General features: G+C 43.5%; 7 protein-coding genes. All 7 read right to left on the reverse strand.

Going from position 1 to position 21,357, the window contains the following annotated elements; genetic code table 11:
* Nucleotides 1-55 precede the first annotated feature (55 nt).
* Nucleotides 56-1,120, reverse strand: coding sequence for a hypothetical protein (locus ACHZES_RS12150; RefSeq protein ID WP_395548988.1), 1,065 nt, complete (start codon nucleotides 1,118-1,120; stop codon nucleotides 56-58).
* Nucleotides 1,110-6,266 (reverse strand): SpaA isopeptide-forming pilin-related protein, encoded by a 5,157-nt coding sequence (locus ACHZES_RS12155; protein ID WP_404820374.1) that lies wholly within the window; start codon nucleotides 6,264-6,266, stop codon nucleotides 1,110-1,112. The genes ACHZES_RS12150 and ACHZES_RS12155 overlap by 11 nt, the downstream gene beginning before the upstream one ends.
* Entirely contained in the window at nucleotides 6,191-15,214 is a 9,024-nt protein-coding gene (locus tag ACHZES_RS12160) for a prealbumin-like fold domain-containing protein (protein WP_404820375.1), read from the reverse strand. Before ACHZES_RS12160 ends, ACHZES_RS12155 begins: the two co-directional genes overlap by 76 nt.
* 90 nt (nucleotides 15,215-15,304) lie before the next feature.
* A complete protein-coding gene (locus ACHZES_RS12165) occupies nucleotides 15,305-16,138 on the reverse strand; it encodes a hypothetical protein (protein WP_395548991.1) in 834 nt (277 codons plus the stop codon).
* A 453-nt stretch (nucleotides 16,139-16,591) separates the two neighbouring features.
* Entirely contained in the window at nucleotides 16,592-17,023 is a 432-nt protein-coding gene (locus ACHZES_RS12170; protein WP_038278127.1) for a single-stranded DNA-binding protein, read from the reverse strand.
* A gap of 54 nt (nucleotides 17,024-17,077) precedes the next feature.
* Nucleotides 17,078-21,169, reverse strand: a complete 4,092-nt coding sequence (locus ACHZES_RS12175; protein ID WP_395548992.1) for a hypothetical protein — start codon at nucleotides 21,167-21,169, stop codon at nucleotides 17,078-17,080.
* Between the two features lie 23 nt (nucleotides 21,170-21,192).
* Nucleotides 21,193-21,351, reverse strand: coding sequence for a hypothetical protein (locus ACHZES_RS12180; protein ID WP_395548993.1), 159 nt, complete (start codon nucleotides 21,349-21,351; stop codon nucleotides 21,193-21,195).
* Nucleotides 21,352-21,357: the final 6 nt, after the last annotated feature.

Genomic DNA, 21,357 nt, shown 5'->3' on the forward strand with positions numbered 1-21,357 from the left:
TCTGGCAAATAGGGCTGAACTATAAATTTTTTAGTATTGTCTGGGGTCCGGATGTCTAATCTGTGTTTTTCTGCGCCCTGTTTCTTTTCCGTACTTTTTTTACAATGACTCGTAAAACAAGTATGATAAGTAGAATAAAAAGGATTGACAAGGTGACGGTGTTTGTCAGGAGCCTTTTTAGGAAATTCCAAAAACCTTTTCGCCCATCTCTCTCATAGGTCGCTGTTACTTCTTTCTTATAAGTAATCTGCTCTGTCTGATTCTCAGCTTCTGCATCAATATAAGTTCCATGATATACATTGGCTTCTATGGAAGGGAAGGTGACATCCCCTCCATAAATTCCTCTGATATCTTTTACAAATTTACGCCCATGAACGGTTGCGTTTCGTATCACTTCTCCATCCATTGACACAGGATCTCCGTCCCACTCTATGCTTGTTATTTCATAGTACTGCGATGGCAAATTAAGATAGCTTAAAAATAGTTTTGCGTGATCTATTAAAGGGGAACGGTTTGAAATCTCAGTCTGACCCAGCATGTAAGAGTCCGCATCATATCCGCTCACGGTTATAGGAAAAGAAAAACTGTAATCCCAGTAGGTACTTTCTTCTTTATAATCAACTGCCGGAAGTGTTACATTTAGTTCCTGCTTTAAATCCTCATTGATCACCTTGACCTGGGCATCTTCCGGTAGAGCATCTATGTATTCTACTCCTTCATACAATATGGACGCTTCTGAATATTTCGTGGTCTCTTCCGTGACTACCTTTGAAAGCTCACTGGTTTTTAACGTATACCTTTTCCCTTCTTTCTCTACTGTTTCCTTAAGTGCATATTCTTCTGGATTTCCAACAAAGGGACCAGAGTCATATGTGATAATGTCCCCTGGATAGACTTCCTCCACATTACCAATTTGAACAGATTTTAGCCGATAAACAATACCGTCCTTTTCATATACTTCTTTAAATTGGGTCCTTCCATCATCCTCTTTGATGGAGGTCCTATACTCTTTTGTTATTTCAATGAACGTCTCTTCCGCATATGTTATACCAGCGCACCCCAAAACCAGGGGTGCGGCAAGGAACATAGCAACAAAACCTTTCCTAATATTATTTTTCATCCTTCTTATCTCTTTTTCTCCTTACAATTGCAATGCCAGTAACGATACCAACCAGCCCTATACTTAAGAGCAATCCTCCTCTCAGATCTACATCACCTGTCTTAGGCAGACTTCTCAGCCAGCCCCAGAAACCTTTTCCTTTATGGTTAGTCGCTCCAAGACCACTTAGGCCGGATTGATATGTAGCTGTGATGAACCCCTTTTTCTTCCCTTGCTCCAGATTGTTATACATCATAAATTCTCCTGTTACGGTTCCATCATCCGTTATATAAATGGTCAGGTAGGCATCTGTCTTTATATATCCCTCTGGTGCTTTTATTTCATGTACGGTATATTTTCCAGTGCGAAGCAGAATGAATGAAAGCCCACCGTTTTCATCTGTTATCCCTTTGAATACCGGCTCTCCAGCTTCGTTTCTGATTTCCAACTCTGCACCTGCTAATCTTTCCGAAGTTTCAGCGTCTACCTTTTGGATTAACACCTCCGGAGAAGGATAATTCACAACTGAAACTGTACTGATTCCTGATACCTCACCGTTATGTATGGTAAAGGAATAGGTGTGATCTGTTTCAAGGTAGCCAGGAGCTGCCTTTGTTTCTTTGTAAGTATAGGTTCCGTTTTCCGGTATATCAAATTTTGCATACCCACTCTCTCCAGTATTTACCTTAAGGTATAAACTTCCGTTAAGGCGGTAAATAGAAAATTCCACTCCTTTTATCCCCTGCCCCGTCGCAGCGTCTTCTTTATATAGAAACATTTTTTCAGCCCCAGGGCTATGCTGCTTGAGATCTGTCATTGTGACTTCCAATAGCCCGTAAACTTTTGGCACTGTAAATGCTATATCAGCGGAAAGGAGATACCCGGATGGCGCTTTCACTTCATGAAGGTAATATGTTTTTCCTGCCTCCAATCTTCCAGTGATATCTATGGCCTCGCCTGTTGTTTCAAAATCTTGGATAACCACATTTTTTTGATGATCCAACACCTGTAAAGTGGCTCCCTTTAGAGATACACCGGTTGAATCTACTTTGTTAAAACGAACTGCAGTGGCTTCGTTTTTCATTACAACCATGTCAACTGCTCCATCTTTACTTACAGTAAAGGAAACATCTTCTGCATATGAATAACCGTCTACAGGACGGATTTCATGAAGCCAGTACCGTTCTCCCGCTTTTAATTTTGCAATGAGTTCATGAGGCCGCTCCCCAGAAATCCATTCTTCCACAATAATTCCATCCTTATCTTTTATGCTCATGTGATTTCCTGGTAACTCATCGCTGCCTGATATAGCCTTTTTAGATAGGATCAGGTGGGTTGGCTTGTCAATCATAATAATCACGTCTTCATCACCGTTTATACTGACTGTAAATGGGATATCTTCCGCGTAGGCATATCCATCTGCCGGACTGATCTCGTGAACCCAGTATTTTCCCCCGGCCTTTAGCTGGCCTTTTAATTCCTTCAACTGGATTCCGGTGATAAAGATCAAATCTTCTTCGGCCCTAAAACCATCTCCATCACGGATTGCCTTTGCTGAAGTCTTATCTTCATTTAATATCTGAAGGATACTTCCTTGTAACATGACTGCTTCCGATGGCATTCCAATAAGAAGGGAACCCTTCTGTTTTTCTATCAAGACCTCTGTTTTTTTATCCTTCATCACCACAGTGATCAGATCGGGAGTCTCCGGAACAGTAAAGGTCACGCTTTCACAGTAGCCATATCCAGCCGGAGGCTCCTCTTCTGAAAGTACATAAGTTTTTCCTGCAATCAGTAGCCCGGTTAAAACGATCGGTCCCCCATTCGTTGTGAATTCCTTAATCAATGTTCCCGTATCCTTTTCTCTGATAGAGAAGCGGCCGCCTGTTAGAATTTCTCCTGTCTCTGCATCGACTTTTAAAATCTCAACCTCTGTTTTTTTATCCTGCATGATGATGGTAGACCGGATGCCACTTTCCTCTGCTGTAAAGCGAATCTCTTTTTCAAAAGCGTATCCCGCCGGAGGCTGCTCTTCCAAGATGATATACTCTTTCCCTGGAGTAATCAGTTCTGCTGGAATAAGTACCTCCTTTCCACCTTCTTTCGTAAATTCATAGATTACACTTCCTGTATTTGCATCAATCAGGCTGTAACGACCTCCTATCAGATCCTCTCCTGTTTCCGCATCCATTTTCGTAAAATATAAATGTATCGGCCGGTCTTCCATATCTACATTATCAACCATTCCAGAAGCATTAAGCTGGAAGCGGTAAACTCCACTTATTAAGCTGCTTCCGTCACTGTACGTTGTGGTTTCCATGAGGCGGTAGTTTCCTCCTGCAGTCAGGATCTCCCGAATCGTTTCATTATTTCGGTTGTTTTTAAATACTGCGCTCTGTATAACCTTTGAAACCTCTCCCGTTATCATTCCACCTTCTATCTCTCCGGTAGAACTGAGTACGCTGTCATAGCCGTCTTTTGGCTCCTGTGTAATCTTATATCTGGTCCCATAGGGCAAGTCAGCAAAGGTAATGTACCCGTCACCGTTTATTGTGATATCTTCCTCTCCTTTGATTCGTCCCTCCGATGTGCCACCGTATGCCTGATATCCTTTCAAGGTGTTTCCAGCAGAGTCCATAAGTTTTACATGGAAAGTAAATTCATCCGTCGGATCCTCAGCGTGCCCCGTACTACCGGGTATTCCGGTTCCAGTCAGATTATTAATGATAGTAATGGATCCTTCCGGAGCAATGGGATTGGTGAGAGTGGTATGCTTCGTAACTGCATCTGCTTTTGTTTCAAAATACACGTTTGCCTGCATTCCCGTCTCACCGCTGACCACAGCCACCACGTCCACGATACCACTTTTATGGGCAGCGATATCCGTGAAAGTCCAGGTAATAATTCCGTTTTGTTCTGTGCCATTATTGGTGGATCTTAAATAACCAAGTCCATCTTTAAGGACCGCATTGATACGGATATCTACCGGATAATTATAAGGATTGGTATAGGTAACCGTGTATTTTATGATATTACCAGTTTTTACTGCCCCGTGATCCGCACCTATGCTGCTCGTTACTTGTGCTATAGGGATTTCCCTGGTAACTGGATTTTTGATTGCAAAATCATGGTTGTCCTCATTAACGGTCCAGCTTGCAAGGACGTTACCCTCCACATCGGCAAGCTCCTGCCTGGTTTCCAGGTATGTCCTGGAAGGTATGTTATAAGATCCGTTTTTATCAAAATAAATCCGTTTCGTTTCCTTAAAGGACTTTTCTGCCCTTCCATCAGAATATTTAGTGTATTCAGTAATCTCATATAAATGGCCGTTTATAATACCATCTTCCGCTGTTATAACATGACCGCTTCCTGTCCCAATAAAGGGAGGAAGCTCAGTTCCTGAGTCTAAGTCTTTTAATATGGTATATACCTTTACTGGGACTCTTGCGGTAACAGTCAGGGTTTCTATAGCACCATTGTCACTGGCCAGCTTTAAAATGCTAAAGTCGTTTGATACATTCCGGATTCCGGTTCCAGTCTTATTTAGGGTAAAGATCACCGGCTTTGAAAGGGCATAACCAGCTGGAGCTCTTAGCTCTTCCATGATGTAGGCCCTGTTCGCTGACAGCTTCTTTGTCAAAGCAAAGCCGTCCGGACCAGAAATGAAAGTCTCAATGGCTTCGCCACCCTTTTGGTATACTCCATCAATAACCACCGCCTCATACACAGCTATTTCTGCACCTTCCACGGTCATCCCATTATCAAAGTTAGTCTTTTTAAATAGAATTTTTGTTGGCTGGTTCTCAACCTCATAGGTATAAAGTACTTCTTTTCCGATCCCTTTCCCGTCAAACTGGAACTTTTTCATTCCTTCGGATATCTGGTATAAATCCGGTGGGGAAATTTCCTCAATGGAATAAGTGAAAGGTTTTATGGTTCCGTCTGTCTGTACCATGCCTACCGGAAGTCCGGTCATCTCTGCCTTTCCATTTGTACCGGTTGTCATGTACCAGACAGTCCCAGTATTCTTGTTAGTCACTTTAAATCGAGCGTTTTCCAGCACCTCTCCGGTATCAGAAGCTTTCTTTTTGATTTCCAGCTTTCCAACGGTTGGGGTATTTACAACCCGTAAAATAGGAATCTTTTCAGTTCCTACAAGGATCTTTATTGGATCTATCTTCTGCATGTAGGCCGGAGCAGTAAGCTCTGCGATATAATAGGTCCCATAAGGGGTTTTATCAATTCGGTGAGGCTTTAAATCTCCTACTGAAAATCCTTCCGGGATGTTGCCATTAAATCTGTCATTTTCCGTATATCTACCGTCCGATCCGGATATCCAGGTTTCAACCAAGTGGATTTTATCTTCCACATAGTTCCCGGCTTCATCGGCTCGGTAAAGGGCTAGTTCTGCGCCCTCTGCGGCATACTCATTTGTTCCGTCAGTTACCACCTTCAAAACATTGATGTACTTTTCCTCATTTTCAAGGCTGAACCTCTGCACATTTCCTGTCTCTGCGAGGACGATAGTCTTCGGATCGGTTGTTTCAAAACCAGCCGGTGTCTTTTCTTCCACCAGGACGTAATTTCCTACTTTCTTCCCTTCTTTCACTGCATTGAAGGGTAAATAATCAATCCGGTGCATTCCTTCTAACGAGTCATAACTCTTTACCCCATTCTCCACTTCGTAGTTGAATTGATATTCAAAGTTAAGTGGAAGCTTTCCATCAGGATCAAGGGAACCATTTTTTACATTCCGGTATATGGTGATCCGAATTGTCTTTCCGGCATCGGTGATCCAAGTCTGGATGGTCCCCTCTCCTTTTCCGGTATGGATGCTCTCGTTTCGCTCGGCCGTCCGCTCCCCGTCTTTCGTGTACCAGGTGAGGGAAGTAAGGCCTTCTCCTTTCTCCTGGTAACCTGCTTCAAAATCCGTGATAAAACTGGACTGATTTTCTGCCAGGCCAAGAAAGTTCTTTATGCGGTTTATAAAACCAGTGCTTTTCTCTGTTTTTTCTGTATACTCGGTCAAGTCATCGGTCGTCCATTTCGCTACTCTCCTTTCCTTGTCATATACTGGTTTTACTCCATCCATCAAAATGTTCCCGTCTTTGTCTGTTTTTGCTTTATAAAGAGCCAAGTCAGCCGTATGGCTGTTAGGAAGCTGCATCTTTTTCCCAGTGCTGTCCTCGTAGTATTTATAGACCTCCAGCTTGGTATGATCGTTCTTAGATTTACAGTCTGCACATCTCCGGTAGTTTTTACTGTAAGTTCCATGGAGCTTCGGACATAGCCAACAGCTGTGTCTATCTCCTCCAGGATGTAGTCCCCTGCAGGGATTCCCTCAAAGTATTTCGGCGTTCCATCTGTGATCCAGTCAGCTACGATCCGCACCGTCATATTATCAGTGGTATTTTCTACCGTCCATTCTGCCGGTTTGCTTTCTGTCTTTATAAAATAGTATCCTTTCGGATATATTTCGCTGTCCGTGGTATAAACCCGCTTTGCTTTATAAAGCGCCAAATGCGCCCCTGATACCTGACTATAACTGTAGGTTCCCTTCGGTTCCGTGACTGTAAGATTCTCCTGATAATCACTGATTACACCAATCCGGTACTGGTTCGGTGCATCAGTCTTTACAATCTCTACCTTGATCTTCTCATCCTCCATCCCGGTCTTCTGGACTTCCCTGGTTTCTAAAACGGTAACACCTTCCGGAAATCCCTTGGTATAGCCTGATGGAGCTTTGACCTCTTCTAAAATGTACGTTCCTGGGATCACCCGCTTTAGCATATCGGCCTGGCCTATAGTCATATCTGCCTTAAATGGATCATTAGGGTACTTTTCTCCGGAAATCCAGGTATTCTCCATGACCCAGGCTTCTCCCTGACGGTGATAAAGCTTCTTATCGTCTGTGAGGTCCTCTTCCTTTCCGATATCTTTCATGCCAGTCTTGTCATTGATCCTGTAAGCTGCATTGTTATAGGCCGGAAGAAGGTCATCATATTTGTAGCGGACGAAATCTCCATCAATGTCATAGACAGGAGCGCCTTTTTTATAGACTTGTCCTGATCTCTGGTAATACACAGGAAGACCATGGCTATTTAAAACCGGATTCAAGCTTTTATTAAAATCATTCCCGTCATACGTCCCTGTGACATATTCCTGATCCGTATCCGCATTGATGGAAGCAATTCTCCAAGTTTTGATTTTTTCCCTGGCAATGACTGCTCCGGTTTTTGTCCGGGATATCTTTACCGGCCATACCAGGACCTTCTGCCCTTCTTTGGCATAGGCCATACCGGTGGTCGGATTTACATATGCATCCCGATTTCCATAGCTGTCAAGGTGATAAAGAATCGTTCCAGGTCTTAAATTAAAACATTTGTCTGAAGCAGAATACTTCACCGCAGCTAAATCTCCTCCGGTTAACTCGTAGACAGGCTGGCCGGCTTTCAGAACATAGATGGATTCCCGGTTTTTCACCTGCACCCGGTCCCCTATCCTGTCATAGCCGTAAAGCTTCCCATCTGCCCCGGTTTCCGTTACCTTAAGCTCTCCAAGGGAATAGTAAAGAATATCTGTATCCCCTCGCTCGATCATCCGGTAAGTCCATATCCCCTCCCCCGGCTCTCCGTTTAAGCTTCCCTCTTCATCCTCCGCTCTGATAAATTCAATGGTGGTTCCAGCATGTCCCTTTAATACCTGAGCGGACTGAACGTTGTTATTCCGGTCCCTTACTACCTCCACACCATCATATCCATAATCTCCGCTATCCCCGTTTTCCTTGACCTCTATGGCGTCATAAAGAGTCATCTGCGCTCCGGCTACGTATCGATTGCTATCGTCTGCGGTATCTAAGGGTCTGGATATCAGGCCATACCCAGCAAATACACCATCAACATAAACCAGTTCTACATCTTCCCCTGCGGCTTTTCTGGATTCTAAGTACTCCAGAGTGCCTTTGTACCAGGCATAGCCTAAGTAAATTCCTGTTTTATACGCAAACTCCAGGTTTTCTGTCCCATATTTCTGTTTAAGTTCCAGTTCGGTTCCTTCTAATCTGGTGTTGGTCTTGTAAGGGACAGTTTTGTCAGTGTCCTTGATTTTGGATATTTCAAGGCGAACCGGATTATTTCCTACGTAAATCCTTGCGATGTTTGTAATACCCTGTGACCCTTCTCCTATCTTATCTTCATAAATAGCCGCCGCTACCCGGTGGTCTCTGTTTCCATCCAGGTAGTAGGTGGTCCGGTCGGAGTAAACTTCTATCGCAACTGGCACTGTCCTCACATATCCAGCTGGGGGCTTAATTTCACATAGGACATAAGTCCCGGCTCCAAGAGGCTGCGGAGTAATTAAATATCCGGCATTCTGATCCTGATAGGAAACTTTTGTTAGATCCTCTTCCCTGGCTTGAAGGCCGTCCCTGGTGGTTGTAAAGGCTTCAAACTGACCAGTCCTTCTTCCTTCCTGATCGGTAAGTATTACCCGCTCCGATTCCTCACATATAGGAGTTCCTACCGGAACAGTTCCTTTCCAGGCATTCCCTTCCAGGGCAATATTTTTGGCTCCCATGGCTTCTAGGAATTCCTTTGATCCTTCGATCCGGGTATCCGTCCCATAAAACCTAACCAGGCCGTCCGTATTTTCCCCGTCCTCCCTGGACGCTGTATAAAGGGCAAACAAGGCTCCGTCATGGAGAAGGCTTTCCCCTGTTTCTGAATCAAGCTTTTCAATCCTCAGCTTTGTTTTAAAAAAGCTATTACAAAACTTTGTATATCCAAAACCTTTGTATGTACTTTCTCCATTTGGGGTTAGCGCACTGCCTGCTGCCTCTGTAACTGCATTGTCAGCGGCTACGACCGTCCACGGTACAAGCATGGGAGCATATTTTCCATCATAAGCAATCTGTACGCCCTGCATGATCGTTACATTATCTTTGTACTGGATTCCAGTCCCATTACCCTCTGTAATGGTTCCCCCCGGCAATGGGACATCATTTGCGATACCTTTGTTTTCTGCCACGGAGCTGTAACGGTAATATTTTGATACCGCTTCCCTTCCGCTTAAGCCTTCAGACAGATAATATGGAACATTTCCATTAGTCCTGTTGTCCTGTTCATTGTAGTAATTCTTATAAGGTTTGAATCCATTCTGGCTCAGTGCGAAATAATCACCTATTCCAGTTCCCGTCACACCATTTCTGATGTTGCCAATGTCCATGCCGTATTTGTAAACTTCAAAGTCACCCTCCGCATTCCTGCCCTTGATTACGTTTACACTCTCCTCATTGAAACGGATCTTGTATTTCCGCTCCATCTCAGACTGTGCCATGCCGGCAGAATAATTGTAATAGTTATTTGTCACTTCCGGCTTAGCCTGGGAGCCGTTATAGTCCGCATATACAGAGGGAAGAGACACTTCCCTTGGCCTGTCAATCTGGTAATGCTTGTTTTTTAAATCCCCCAGCTTACTGAGTTTCGGCTGTTGTTCTGCCACCACATAGGTTCCGTATGGCAGATATTTCGAAGTAGCGAAATAATAACCGTCGCTGCTTACGGAAACGTCTCCGTATAGGGCATCCGCTGAAAGCGTTGTGAGATCTTTATCTGAACCACCGTCCTGTGCACTGTCCCATTCAATGGAATAAATCCGGTCAAGGTCATACATAAAAAAGGGGGTTAAATAGTTTTCTGCCTTACGGATAGCTTCTGAAAGGGCCCTGTCATAAACCTCATCGGAATAAGCAATACTGCCTGTGGCGCTGTCTGTATCTCCAGCCTGATTTTTCTTCACCAGCTTTGCCACTTCGTCATCCAGATACCAGGTAATGGCAAATTGTCGGACGTTATCAGAACGCAGGGCATTATCTGCAGCTATATCCGATGTGTTGCTATGGTTCTTAATTTCCGGATTATTGTGGACCGCTGGATACTGCTTTTCTGCCTCGCTTGTTCCAAACAGGTGCTTCTTTATTAAAGAAAAGGGCTTAAAAGAGGTGCTTCCATTCTCTGTACGATCCCATTTATCATCATTAGCCACATTAATGGCATCAAAGTACTTGTCATAATTGTAAACAGAAACAATTCTTGCTCCAGCGCTGCTATCCGTTTTTACCGATATGGTTTCCAGTACGGAAGTATAACCGTTATTCTGGTTTTCATTTATAAAATCATTTGTATAGCTGTACAAGATATTATTGCTTATGATTGCATCCTTTGAGTCTTTGTATAAAGGAGCGGTGACATGCTGCACTTTTGTGAAAACCTTGTTTACCAGAGCCGGGAATTTCTCATTTCGGTCAATCACATTAATTTCATTCCCCAGCCTGTCCTGCCAGATTATAGTTCCATCGTTGTCACGGTAAAGCCGTTCCAGGTTTGATTTTAAGTACACCTTAAAGCGGAAGTTGTCCATCTTCCTGGCCACTTTATCCCTTCCAAGACGCCCGCCAAAGGTTCTTGTAAACCAGTCATCATGTGTTTCGGCATAGGAATTGGTGTTATCGTACGTTTTTTCATCAATGGTCTTCGTTACCTTAATCTGCTGTCCGATAATACGCTCCAGCAATGGGGTTGGTGCTTCTCTCGTATTTCCGTCCTCAAGCAGATCGTGATATCCATTGCTTATCAAATGCTGATTCTTAATGAAAGTCTTGTTCGAGTCAAATTCTGTGGAAGTAGAGACCCCTGCACCTGCTCCGGACACACGTATTATATATTCTGCATTGGATATGCCGGCCCCGGTCGTATACCCCCACACATTATTTGAACCGATCTTACTTATATCTTCATTTGTTACAACGGTCTTTCCATTATTAAGTGCGATTGTAAAGTTACCTGATTTTACTCCGGTAAGGTCCATATCTTTTGAACCAACATGAATGATGTACTGCTTTGTAACCTTGTCATAGTAATAATAGGTACTGCCAATACGGTCCACCACTTCCTCCAAGGAGCCAACCTTCGTAATTTTAGTTGTGCGTACATTCTCCTCATTTACAGTGACCTCCTTATAATTAGGCTCCCAGACTTTCCGGGTTACGGGAACATGGCCAACGTAAGCGCCGTCATTTAAGTACCAGTAATCGTAAAGGGGTTCTCCTGCAGCATAACGGAGGTACCTCTCGCTATCCGCGGGGTACATGGTTTTGTCCGTTGGGATTCCATCATCACTCACCTCATAATCTGGTGTTACGTTAATTATGTATTTGCCTGTATTACCTACCTCTGCGACATTTAATTCATTCCCTGTATACTTTCTAATGACATATTTACCATAGGTTGTATTCAGTCTCATTAAGTAAGCAGCAACAATATCACTACTGGAATTTGTCTGATACAGTAAGGTTTTCGCCGGATTCATGCCTACAACGATCGTTACTATAGTTTTACCGCCACTGTATACAATTTTTTGAAGTCCGCCATAGGTAAATACTTTTTCATTGATATAATAGGTTAGAATTGCTTCGATCACTGACTTATTGGTCGTGACATTACCAATCTCAAGAACCATCTCTGGCTTTCCATAAACAGTTTTACCATTCACGGTCCGGATCTCATCATAGACAGGGACATCTACTGTAGAATAATCTCCATCTTTTGGAGTTTCCATATGGAGAGAGTTACGCATCATCTGCTCTAATTCAGCTTTTACATATTTTACGTTGCTATCTGAAGTTGAAAAGGTGCTGGTGAACTTTGCAGGATCACTAGCGGTAGCAGTTCCTTCCGTAGGGAGTTTATCGGCTTCTGTTCCGACCGCTTCGTAAGGAATCTTTATACTTGCAGTAACCCCTGGTTTCTCAATCATGTATCCATTGATATCACGTTTATAAACAGAGTTTGATTCTGCCGTCAGATAAAAAGGTGCTTCCTTAGCATCAACATACGTTCCTCCATCTACCTGCTGGATCACTACCGGTTTCAATGTAACATTATTAAGATAAACATCTGCTCTTTCCGGAATCCCGTCAAGCACAACATTATAGCCATTTGTGGCACCCTTTGATTTTGTTTCAAGAAGAAGTAAGTTCTCCTTATTTCCATAAGCCTCATTTCCCTCCGGGAAAGTAACTGCATTATATAGCTGCTTAGATATCCATGCAGATCCTACCGGAGCTGTCTTTGCATCAGCCGTGTCACCATAGGACCCACGGCTGCTTTTCTCTGCATTTGTAACCTCCATATCCTTTCCGGTAATGGAAAGCTCATAGCCTTCGGATCGGGTAAGTTCCTTGATATAATAATTGCCAAGGATTATAGGTCTTCCAATCCAGCTGTCCCCATTCATAGTTTTATTATCTTTGTAGATACGGCCCTTTTCTTCCTGTGGTTGTGCCTTTTCATAACCATTTTTAACATACAGGTTTTCTGGATAAGCCTTTCCGGTGTACTGGATCTTTCCTACTTTATAATCGTAAATACTATGAGGTCTTTCCGTTATCGTTAAGAAGGAACCTTCCCCATTTTTATCTGTGGCTGCGACTGCGACAAGATCATTTGCATCAAATACCACTTCGATACCGGTTGTTACATTTCCAATGTCATCCCGCTGGGTATCCGGTCCGTAAATAGGATCTGCCGCAAACAAACCGTATACTGCACCTTCTAAGGTTGCATCTCCCTGGGATTCTCCATAGGAATCATAATTTCCAGACTCCCCAGCCTTTAATTCCATATCTTTCTTATTGAAATGAACCTGTCCTGGTACACGGTGATCGTATACTTTAAAGGTATGGGCCGTATTATTATTCGGTCCCTTTTCTACTTCCGGTTGTCTGTCCTCTTCTCCTTCTTCGATCCCCTTGGAAGCTCTGCTGAGAGTATTTGAACCAAGTATTGTTGTCATAACTGGTTCTTCATCAGTATTTTCTGCCAAAAGACTAATTTGTCTTATACCTCTTTCTTCCTTAGGAATAGATGCTTCAGAGTCTGTTGACAGGCTATTAGTCAATGCAGAAAAAGAAAGGCTCATAAAATTTTTCCTAGCCTGCGATGGAGTTTCATCATCATCAAAAGACTCATCCTTAAATTCTTCTTCATCTTCCGCATCAAATAATTCTTCATCATCCTTAGCAGTAAGTTTGACGGTTATCTCCTTTTCCTCTGCAAAGGCAGTGGGAAGCCCTATCAACTTAAGTAATTTGTTGATGATTCTTTCTCCTAATGGGAGGTCATAGGTTTCTTTCAGGATTAAACCTCCGCTTTCCTCAGGAACATCAGCATATGTAGAAGGACTTGCGACATTGGTATCATTATCATCAAGTAAGAATTCACTTTTTTCTAACAGGTTAGAATCTTCTAATCCAGGGATTTCCACGTTAGCAGCAAAGCTCCGCATTACTAATCCTGAAAAGCTCTCGATGCCGCTTGAGTCGCCCTTTGTTATGTTACGGACGTATCCTGTGACTTTAATATCTGCATTACTGGCACTTTTCCACTTTTTAGCTCTTCCTGATTCAGATGCCGCCGTCGTAATGATTTCAATCGGAACATCATCCGGATGTCCTGGATCATGAATAATGTAGCCATCCCTTGGCTTTGTTTCTCTGAACGTGTAGTCATACTCAAGATTAATAAAGGTTTTATAAGCATTATCTCTGGCATCTTTACAGCCTGATGCTTCAAATGCTTCATCCTCAGATGGCTCCTCTTCACTACCGCATTCCCAGTGATGGAATGTTCCTCCACTGGCTGCCGCACGGGCTTCACATTCGTCTACTGCCGCTTGCCATTCCTCCATTAATCTTTCATATGCTTCAGCTGCTTCGCTGCTTCCTTCTCCGTCTTTTCCTTCTTCACCTTCCGATTTTTCAATTTCTGGCTCCGGGGGGATTGGATGTCCATTGCAATAGGTGTGATTAAAATCATAATAGCGGGTATCCTTATGAGAAACTCGGCCACTTGCATCTGTTACTAGGTCATCATCAAACACTAACCAATCCTGCCAGGTTGTTGGGTCTTCTCTCATGTTATCTTCGATGATTCCTCCACCTGATTCATCATCACTTAACTGGCTATCATTGAATTGCTCCAATACCTGCCATGTGGAACTCTGCAAAGGATTTCCAGTCTCATAGTCCCTTTTTTCCAGATCAACTTTGTAATTGGATTCAAAGGTCTCGTTATGCTGATAAACCTTTAAAGATATCTCTCCAACATCCCCAGGTGTGGGAGTGGTTGCATTTGAACTATATTTTGTAGTAAGAAAAAACTCACAAGTTACTTCTTTTAATCTTCCTTTTGCACGATACAGCTGCTGTGAACCTGGAACGTTACACTGGAAATACTCCATGCGGCCTGTGACTTCCAATACTCTAAAAATGGCAGGATCATAGCTAATCTTCATAACCGCTTCAGCTGGTTTCTGCCCAGCCAGAGCGTTAGGGAAGCTCCATGAGAGATTCTGACCTTCTGTATTAATTAACAGTCCTGGCGTTACAGCCGTAATGTCGCAATACTTCTTAAAAGTTTCCCAATCGGAAAGTCCAGTTAATTCATAGAGCTTTTTTGTATCAATCTGACCGGGACCACTTCTTAAGTCATTGATATACATGGCCTTGCTTTCGGAATTATACTTACTGATCAATTCAAGGATATCTTTTGGGTTTTTACAACCTTCGGGGACATTTTCCAACGACATAAATCCATCATTGGCCATATTTTCTACCCAGTTTGAACCACCATTACTTTTTCCTTTTGACCACGCTACTTGTCTTGCTTCATCTTTGGTACAATCACCCAATCGATACAGAGTTATGTCTTTATCATAACTTCTAAAGGCACCAATGTAAGCCCAAAACATTCTTTTCTGTTCAATGGTTCCTTGATTATAATCAATATCCATATTAACCTTGGAATAGTCATAATTGCTATGGGCTGATGCTCCTTGGTTCATGCATAAAAACCATTTATTTTCATCATCACCGGGCGCTTTTCCCATCAAATAGGGATGTCCAGCCTGTCCAGAACTGACAAAGACCAAACCAAACCCCCACGAATTAAACATACCTAGCGGCAAATAGGTGAATATAGGTGTTAACAATAAGACAGTTGCAAGGAGCCCAGCAATTTTCTGATTTAGTTTTGTTCTATTTTTTAAATATCCGATCATCTATTCTCCTTATTTTTCATCTTTCTCCATTGTTTGAGCAAATAAAAAAACTACCGATTATAATTAACCGATAGCTTTTCCTTCTGAGTTTTATTTGAAATATATAACTGGTGCATTTTCACCCCGGATAACACCATTTCTAACATCTGGGAACTTTCCTTCTACGCTTGAAGGAATCTCGTATCCAGTAGCTTTACAATATTTTCCTAAAGGCGTTAATTGAGGTTCACCAGCTAGGAAAAATGCTGGAGTATAGACTTCCGCCACAGTAAAATAATTATTTTTACTAGTTGGCTCATAAGACAACCAAATACCATCCACCAAAAACACCGGAAATGTATGGCTTACAGAGCCAAGTTCTTCTATGGGTAAAGCAACACATGTAGCTAGTAAGCGTGCGGCCCAAGCATAGCCATTACAGTTAGCTTTTCCTTCCACCAAGCAACTATAAGGATACTGGGTTCCTTCTTGCTCCAAGTAATCTGCCTTAGTAATCCGCTTTGCAATCTGCACCGCCTTTTCATAATCGGATGCGTTTCTCCAATCAAAGCTATTTAAAAAGTTTCGTAGTTCTGTTGTTAGGCGTTCCAGTTTTTCCTGATCCGGATCTAATCCCGTAGTTTGATAATTCGTTAACTTCGCAATAGCAGCCAATTCTATTCCACCAAAATAGTTAAAAGATAGTGGATCTCTATTTTGTACCACAAGATCAAAGGCATACTTACTATGATTATTGGCCTCGTAAACAAAATTATCAGGGTTACTCTTCCAAGCAGTCGTACCAGTGACGGGACTAGTCACAAACCATGGTTCCATATAACCTTTTAAGGGGTATTGCGGATCATATGTATCTGCAAAGGAAGTTAATGCTGTTCCAATCACTAACATTACTGACATCACTGCCAGTAATAATTTATTTTTCATACTCATATCCTCCTTTATTGAATTTGACAACCTTGGAAATTTGTGTTATTCTAAAGGTACAAAAGGTAGCCAACTCCACAGAGTGGCTCCCAAAATATTAGTTGATTTTTTTAATAATCACCCAAGGCTTTGGACGGCTGGGTGATTATTTTTTTGTACCTTTGTCATTGCGCTTCACGTATGTAAGTATTGCAACGATTAACGCTGCAACATTTATGATTACCATAAATTCCTCATAAGTGTTCACAATCACCACCCCCTTTCGGAGATGGAAACCACCCGGCAGATTGACTACCACAAAATTATATCATTCCATGGCAATATTTTCAATTTTCTTGCAGTAAAAATAATTCTCTAAAACAAGCACACGGTCTGATGATTAAATCTATTTTCTAAACCTTTTCTATCGGCTAAACATATTAGGTTGTCAATGTACTATCATTATTTCATTCCTTAATTAAATGGTAAGTCTGGATCAGGTACTACATCAGAAATATCCATAAAGCTGTCCCTTACTACATTCGAGGGTTCTGACCTGGAATTGTCAGAAGATGTATTCTTGCTATCGGCAAATTCCTGTTCATCCACAATAATATCCGTTGTATATACTTTATTTCCGTCCTTATTTGTATAACTCCCAGTCTGGATTCTTCCTGAAATCAGTACTCTCATACCCTGGCGAAAATACTTTTCTGCGAACTCTCCTGCTTTGTCAAATGCTACGCAATGGATAAAATTAGCGGACTGTTCAGTGTCGTCCTGATTCCTGCGGACTCTTCGGTCAACTGCAAGGGTATACGATGCAACTGCCATAGCATGCTCTCCTTGGGAATATCTTACTTCCGGATCACGGGTTAGCCTCCCCATTAAAATTACACGATTCATATTTTCCTCCATTCCCCCCTGCCCGTACGGGCAGGGGATATGCATTTTTAGAGTTTACTTTACCCATTGGCCTTTTTCATTTACGGTAAATCCGTCTGGTGTAACAGTGCTGGTTAAGAGTTTACCTCTTGTTCCATCGGAAGCCGGGTTAAAGAAGTACCATGCTCCCTCTACAACCTGACTCGATTCATCGGGTATGTACTGCCACCCAGTAAGCATTTGTCCCTGGGTTCCATCTATTGCAGTTTTTAAGTAATAGGTGTTTCTATCTGGATCTGTTTGCCAGCCTGTTACCATAAATCCATCCATGTCAAAACGGAACCATGAGGCTTTTTCCTGCACTCCGGTTGCGTAAGGGTTACTGATAAATGCCCATTCATCTGTATACGTCCGGTTTGACGCAAAGATCCATTTTCCATTTGCTACCTGTGTCCAGGTTCCTGTTACCGCTCCGGCAGGAGCTGCAGACCCCTGGGTGTTCCCTGCAGTCGTTACTCCAACGGAGCGAGCACCTGTTCCGCCACCTGAAGAACCTCCGCCTCCGCCAGAACTGCTGGTGGTCGTATTGTCAATCACCTTAAAATTCAGTGTAACAGTTACCGGATCAAACATCTTTCCGTCACTGGCAGCTGCATAAATCGTAGCCATTGCAGTTCCAGTGTATGGGGATCTTCCCATAGCTTCTTTAATCCAGCTGGCCGTGATCTCTTTTTTCTCATTGAAAACTAAAGGAGCCACGTTTCCTTCCTGATCCACTGTAAGGATACTAGCTTCGGAGGAACGCCATAGAACGTTCTTTTTCTCTTGGATAGCGGAATATATAGAAGCATTGAATTTTTTACTTTCAAGCCCTTGCCAAGAAAGAACGGGATTCGTTCGTTTCCCAGTTTTCGTGAGCACCATATCAATGCTTTCGCTTTCCCGATCTGCTTCGATGCATTTTGCCTGAAAGGTTAATGTAACCATACAGGTAGCAGCCTTCTGACCGTCTTTTGTTACGGCTGATATCTCCACGTTCTTTTCTGACCGATACGGTGCTTTTGAAAGTGCCTCCCTGATCCACGGTGCTCCATCAACCGGTTCCACATTCCCTTCCTGATCCACCTTCACCGATTCCGGATCGGAAGAGGTCCATAAAATACTGCGATCATAGGGCTTATGCTCTGTGGTATCCTCCACCTCCGGAAGAACAGCTGCGGTCAGTTTTCTCGTTTCAAAACCGGTCCTTTGGACTGTTTCAGAATGGATGTTCCCTGCCTTTTGATACCCAAGACTATAAGAGAGCATCGTCTTGTCCAGAGTGATCCCTTCTGGAATGATCCGCGTCTGATCATTTGTAACAAACTTTACTGTTACCTGGCACGTGGATGAAGCCTGATTTCCAAGCTTGTCCTTTCCGTTTACCGTAACATTCACATCCCGACTTCCTGCACCGGATATCATTGCGTACCTATCGCTCTCCCGGATTCCGTTATCCGTTGCCATGATATTTCTGATCCAAGCGGAATCCTTAAGGGCCAAAACTGATGCCTCCCGGTAAGCTTCTTGATCCTGAGATACTAGGATCACTGCCTGGTCCGAACTTGTCCAAGTCACTTCATCTCTGGAGAAAAAGTCCGGGGTAAATGTAGCTGTTAGTGACTGAGAAGCCGTTACCGTCACTGTTTCCTGCGGATTAGTCCGGTCCCCGGTTAAGGTCCTTGTAACTGTATAGGTAAGGGCCTGTTTATCAAGGACCGCTCCCTCCGTTGCCACTAAGGTATTATCCAGAATCTGAAATGTTACATTGATCCTGCTGTTTGCCGTACAGGGTTTTCCCTCAAAGGAAGCAGATGGCCTGGTTTGTGCTGTCAGGACTGCAACGCCTCCGTTCTGATGCCCAGCTCCAAAAATCGTGCTAGGGATCTTGTACTGGTAATTCCCTTCCGACTGAGTCCGCTCAGCTTCTTCAATAATACTTGTAAAAAAGGAGGAGGAAAGATTTACGGAGAGGCTGGCCGATTTGGCCGTATAGCCATCAGTTCCTTCATCATCGTTTTTCGCCAGGCTTATAAGCTGGGAATCGTCAATGCTCCATTTCACACGGCCATCTTCCACATCATTATTAGTATCAATGATGGCTTTGATATTTACTGGTTGAACTTCAGTTCCTCGCTCCAACACTCCGTTGATATAACGGGCAATGAGCTTTCCTTCCTTATTCCTGATGTCTGTTGTCTTTACCGGGCTCTTCCGGTTACCTGTCCTGGTCTGTACAACTGCAAAGGAATAATCCTCCGGTTCCACCTTGATGGACACGGCCACCTTCTTATAGATCGCTGATACGGATATATCCTCTTGCGGCATGGAAAAGGTAAAGGCATGGCTGCTATCCGAATAGGTAGTACTCTTCTTTCCCCCTTTACTGCTGGTGTAAGTTGGAGTCCCTTCCATCTGGAACTTTTCTGTATCCGTATTCTTTGGAGCTGTCGTCACGTCTACCGTTGTCCCGGCTGCGATAGCACCCCGATGCTCTTTATCAAGAGGTCTGGAATATTGGGAACTTCCCCTTACCTCCAGGGTAGCAATATCGTAAAAGTTCCGGCCATTTGCCACCGTGTCGATCTGATTCACGTTCAGCAGATAACCTCTCACGGGGCGGCCCAGGGAATTGGGGGCATAATGGTCCAGAGTGTAATCCCCGCTTTCCTCATCCATGACGGTCAGAATACCGTTTTCTAATTCTTCGTAAAAATACCGCTCTGATATGGTCTTTTTAGACCCGCCCTGCACCAGGGCATAATGTATATCCCCAGTATGCCAGTAGCCTACATGAGCAGCATAGGTATAGTCATTATCATCACTGATCTCTGATCCGCATACATTTGCGCTGATCTTGCTTTCAGAATCTGCAAACAGATAGGCAACATCTTCTATGTAATTAAAGTTTGTAGCAGCTCCCTGTCTGGTTCCGATGAAGGTCCCCTCTCTTGCTAAGGAACCAAGCTGAGAATTTCCAATAGTCCCTTCAAACCGTGCTACTTTAAGCTTCCCGGCTGCATATCTTCCGGTGATCCCACCGATGGCTGTAGAATGGTAGCCGCCGATGGTCCCGCTTACATGCGTATTGTAGATATAGGCTGCATTCTGATATCCGACGATTCCGCCGATATACCCTGTCCCCTGGATTCTGGCCGTGGTTCCGTCCCCGGTAGAAACATCTGAGTCTATGATATAGGAATTCGAGGCGACCCCGGCAATTCCTCCAACATAAATCACATCTGTCCCGTTTGTAGCATCAATCATCACCTTTTCACAGGAAGCATTTTCAATAACGGTGCCGCTAATCTCTCCGGTGATTCCCCCAGCAATACCGGTTGAGCGAATATAGGCGTTCTTAACGATCACATTCCGAATTTGGGAATCCTCCGCATATCCGACCACAACTCCGGTCCTATCTTTTCCTTTAATCTCGCTGCTGTCAGGAATAATGGTCACATCATGGATTCTTGCATCCACGACTACCCCGAACAAACCAACATTGTTATAGCCAGCAAAAGATGTCAGCTTTAGGTTCTTGATGGTATAGCCTTTCCCGTCAAATTCACCGCTGAAGGAGAAAGGAACCTCGCCGGCATTTTCAGAAGAATCCCGATAAAAGCCGATGGGTATCCAATCCACTCCCTGTAAATCAATGTTTCCTCCAAGAGCAAAATAGCATCCGGAATAGTCACCGGCATATTTCGCTTCCCCGGATTCCGAAACCATCATTCCCATGGCAGTTAGCTCCGAGAGGCCCATGAGCTGCTCCCTGTTCTTGATGAGGAAGGGCTTCTCTTTTGTACCCTCTCCCTGATTTCCACTCAAGAATTCAAAGCTGGTCTTTCCTGCCCAGGCATCCCAGATATCACCCAGGGAGCTCAAAGCGGCGGCCGTTACCGCTATTTTAGTAGGAAGAATTGCAGGTGTGGCTTCTGATATTTCTTCCGCCTCAGAAGCAGTGGCTTTTCTTAGTTCCCCATCCCGGCTCGCCTCGGAAGAAGTAGCTGTCTGAACTGTTTTTTCTATAATCTGCCCATTTTCCGCATATACCGCCCATGATGGCAATGTGCTCATCACCATAGCTGTACAAAGCAAGCAGGCGATTCCTTTCATTACTTTTTTCATATTCATTTTCCTTTCTCTTATTGTTATCCCGTAAACTTTGTTTCCTGATATTTTCTCAGCCAATCCATCTGCTCCTTATCCTCCAGTTCCTTCTGCTCCGGATTCACTGCAAGAACACGGCCAAAAAAGAAGCCGGATAATGTCAGCACAATAACTCCAAACAAAATAATAATGATTCCCATAGATCC

It is taken from the genome of Lacrimispora sanguinis, from assembly GCF_044987295.1.
GTDB lineage: Bacteria > Bacillota > Clostridia > Lachnospirales > Lachnospiraceae > Lacrimispora > Lacrimispora celerecrescens_B.

What these genes read in the sequence shown, in the direction of transcription:
- ACHZES_RS12165 (WP_395548991.1), bottom strand. Translation starts at nt 16,138, where the DNA reads ATGAAAAATAAATTATTACTGGCAGTGATGTCAGTAATGTTAGTGATT.
- ACHZES_RS12160 (WP_404820375.1), bottom strand. Translation starts at nt 15,214, where the DNA reads ATGATCGGATATTTAAAAAATAGAACAAAACTAAATCAGAAAATTGCT.
- ACHZES_RS12180 (WP_395548993.1), bottom strand. Translation starts at nt 21,351, where the DNA reads ATGGGAATCATTATTATTTTGTTTGGAGTTATTGTGCTGACATTATCC.
- ACHZES_RS12155 (WP_404820374.1), bottom strand. Translation starts at nt 6,266, where the DNA reads ATGCAGCTTCCTAACAGCCATACGGCTGACTTGGCTCTTTATAAAGCA.
- ACHZES_RS12170 (WP_038278127.1), bottom strand. Translation starts at nt 17,023, where the DNA reads ATGAATCGTGTAATTTTAATGGGGAGGCTAACCCGTGATCCGGAAGTA.
- ACHZES_RS12175 (WP_395548992.1), bottom strand. Translation starts at nt 21,169, where the DNA reads ATGAAAAAAGTAATGAAAGGAATCGCCTGCTTGCTTTGTACAGCTATG.
- ACHZES_RS12150 (WP_395548988.1), bottom strand. Translation starts at nt 1,120, where the DNA reads ATGAAAAATAATATTAGGAAAGGTTTTGTTGCTATGTTCCTTGCCGCA.